3 protein-coding genes are annotated in these 3,198 nt (G+C 39.2%); all 3 read left to right on the forward strand.

Features of this window, described 5'->3' with window-relative positions; translation table 11 throughout:
- On the forward strand, positions 1 to 1,064 hold a 1,064-nt coding region (locus U1T56_RS23930; protein WP_418162009.1), incomplete at its 5' end, for a rolling circle replication-associated protein.
- A gap of 143 nt (positions 1,065 to 1,207) precedes the next feature.
- A complete protein-coding gene (locus tag U1T56_RS23935) occupies positions 1,208 to 1,465 on the forward strand; it encodes a hypothetical protein (protein ID WP_418162010.1) in 258 nt (85 codons plus the stop codon).
- 787 nt (positions 1,466 to 2,252) lie between these two features.
- On the forward strand, positions 2,253 to 2,618 hold the full coding sequence (locus U1T56_RS23940) for a hypothetical protein (RefSeq protein ID WP_418162011.1): 366 nt from the start codon (positions 2,253 to 2,255) through the stop codon (positions 2,616 to 2,618).
- The last annotated feature ends 580 nt before the right edge of the window (positions 2,619 to 3,198 follow it).

Genomic DNA, 3,198 nt, shown 5'->3' on the forward strand with positions numbered 1-3,198 from the left:
AGTTGGAAAAATGGCAGCAAGAAGAATACAAAAAGCAATTAGAGCAGTTGAGAAAGATTGCTCAACAAGAAGAATATATGTATCGAACATTGAAAGAAAGAAATCCACGATACATTCAAGAAATCAATAAATCTTTGGAAATTGCAGGTTTCCACATTTGTCTTGCGGAATATGAGAAACCCATCATTCGAGGATTTGTTCGCGATGCGACTTCGGTTCAAGAAGGTGTTAAAAATCGCTTGGAGAGTTTAAAACTTCGTGAAGAACTTCAAAAAGAATTAGATGATTTTTCGAAACGTCATCCCTTTGTTTCAAAAGATGATAAAGAAGCAATCGCTGAATTAGAAAAGATTAAAGAAAAGTACAAAGATGAATTAGTGATACGTGAAGACAATGAGCGAAGAAAAATAAAAAAGTTGAAATTGCTTGTTCAGTCGAACTTTGATGAATGGACACATTTTATCACTCTTACACATCATTACAATCAGTTAAATATTAAGAAAGCGAAGCAAAACTTCAAGGAATGGGCGAAAGAAGTAAATAAGATTGTAGACGATTTTAAATATGTATACGTGATGGAATTTCAAACAAGAGGTGCGATTCACTTTCACGTTATTTGCAAATGTGCGGATGAAAAAGGGGTTTTAGACAAAAAGCGATTCATGAAAGTTCGCCAGGCTTGGAAACATGGAATGATAAACATTAAAGGAATTAAGTATCAGTACGTTCCAAAAGAGAATAAAAAAGAAGCTCAAGAAGAGCTTAAACAATTGGCAGCAGATGAGCAACTCGTAACAATATGGAGTTTGGGAAATTATCTAACGAGTTATCTAAAAAAGCAATCGGATAACATGTTGCTGTTCGGTTCTGCAATGTATGGTTTCTCGAAGAATTTGAAAAAAGAAATAAAGATAACGGATGAAAAGAAAATTGCTCAACTGTTGGAGATGTTGGGAGTTGAGCAATTAAAAGAAAAAACATATGAGATTTACCAAGCTGAAACAGACAATAACATTAAACTGACGTTTTGGAACAAACTTATCGAAAACCAATCTAATGAATAACCTTACAATAATTCTATGCGAAAACAGTAATAAAGACAAGGAACTCGGTGGTGGGTTTCTTGTCTTTTTTTGTTCAAAAAGATAGAAATTCCTTTACAAACATTAAAAAAGTAATAAGATAGCAAAAAAATGGAGGTGAGAAGATGATTTTTACAAAAAAATTTCTAGTGGCAAAGATAGAAGAAAAAGCAAATGTGAATTTATATACACTTTTGGATTTAGATAATTTCGATAAGATAACGACAATTGGAGTAAAAGCGGATGTGAAAGAACGGGAAGTGGTTGAAACAAAAATTCGGATTAGCTTAAAGCGTCTGTCCTTCAAGGATGAAAAAGGGCAACAAATATGGGTTGATGTGGCTGATACATTCTTGGTGGACATCAGACGCGAAGATGCTTAAGAAAAACGCTCACGGACGATATTTAAAAAAAGACGTCATTCGGGCTGGATACGACATTGTGAACTACGGAATGACGTACACGGAGTTAAAGAGCGTCTTGCGAGAGTATGGCATACATATCAATTGGACGGACGAGGAACGCATCAAGTATTGCTTCGGTTTCCGATGCGAAACTGCTTGGCGGGGCTGTGTCCCCGTCTACGACATCATAGACGTAATGCAAAAGCTCAGAAAGGCTTAGCGTCGCTAGTGCGCTAGGCGTGTCGTGTCACGTGTGCCCTTCTGTGTCGCACACGCTACACGACACGACTTACGCACTTACGACCGCACGACACGTGCGACCGTGACGCCAGTCACGGAAAGCCGATAGGCGACAAGGTGACGCGACATAGCGAAGACATGACGACACGTGTCGCGACATAGCGAGGACATGGGAAGGACGCATATGTCGTGGGGCGAGACAGGAGCATATGCCGAGAAAATCCATTGTTGTGGAGAGTCCCTCGCTATGCTCGGCAAAGCGACCCGCAGGGTGTTTTTCGCCCTGCGGGTTCGCTTTGAGGGAGCGTGAGGGACGCAGGAGTCCGCAACAATGGAGGAATTGGAATAGCGGACTGTCTCGCCAACGTTTCCAAGAAGCGAGGTGAAATAATGCTAGACGGTCTTTTAACCCATCCGCATACGTTTGCTTTAGCGTTCAGTTATACGTTTTTTTTATGTTTTTTGTTCTTGCGTGAAAAAGGAATTAAGTTATAATTAGAAAAACCTTTCTAGGAGGGGAAATTAAATGTATTTCGCGAATGATGAGCATAAGGAAAATTACAACTATCTGATGGGGTTGTATCGATTGAAGCCAGGGGATGATGTTGAGTACGAAGCAAGTATTTATATCGCTTCCTATCCGCAAATTTTTAAATGCTTTGGCGAAATAAGTACCGAATTTGGACCGCTGTCATATTTGTTAGATGAAGAATTAGCCCAAGAGGGGAATCATAACATTGGTGCGTTAACAGGAACGACACGGCGTATGGTTGCTTGTGGGATGAGTTTGTACAATGGATTGGAAGTATCTCTTTCGGACATTTTTTCGACTTTAGGGGAAGAAGAATTTAATGTGCTGATTCAAGCAATTAAAATTCGAGCGAGAAAGTAAATAGACAATCTCCCGTTTTGAACGGGAGATTTTTTATAACGTTGGGGGAAACATTTTGCGAAACAGTAAAACGCAAAGAAGCCCTTTTTTCTTTTGCTAAACGGGATGGACAAGCGTTGTCGGAACGGGACTTCTTTGCGTTCTACTATTCCGCAAAAAAAAATTTCAATTTTTTTGGAGGAATTTAGTTTTTCGTATACAATAAAGCATAAGGGAGGTGATAGAAATGCAAGTTAAAGAGAAAAAACGCCGTGGAAGACCTCGAACAGCAGACTATCGAAAAGAAGTACATCGTTTTTCACGCATAGAGGATGTATTTTTAGCAGTTGTTCGCAAAATGGAAAGCGAGAATGATAGAAAACTAGTCCTAGAAGCGTTAGAGACAATAAAGAGAAGCGGTTAAGGGAATTTTTTGGGGAGGAGTGCTATAACTTTTTCGGCTGCCTATCTAATAGCCGAAAAAGTGTTCAAAGTTTGAGCACTAAATTTTGGGAGGAGCGCTATATATAAACTTGATATACAACTCAAATTGGGGGGAAAAATTAGGGGGAAAAAATTGCCCTTAAACCCTTGGGACTGT

The sequence above is a fragment of the Benzoatithermus flavus genome (assembly GCF_037908215.1).
Taxonomy (GTDB): Bacteria; Pseudomonadota; Alphaproteobacteria; order Geminicoccales; family Geminicoccaceae; genus Benzoatithermus; species Benzoatithermus flavus.

Bases quoted from the DNA above. Each gene is read 5' to 3' on its own strand.
- U1T56_RS23935 (WP_418162010.1), top strand. From the start codon at position 1,208: ATGATTTTTACAAAAAAATTTCTAGTGGCAAAGATAGAAGAAAAAGCA.
- U1T56_RS23940 (WP_418162011.1), top strand. From the start codon at position 2,253: ATGTATTTCGCGAATGATGAGCATAAGGAAAATTACAACTATCTGATG.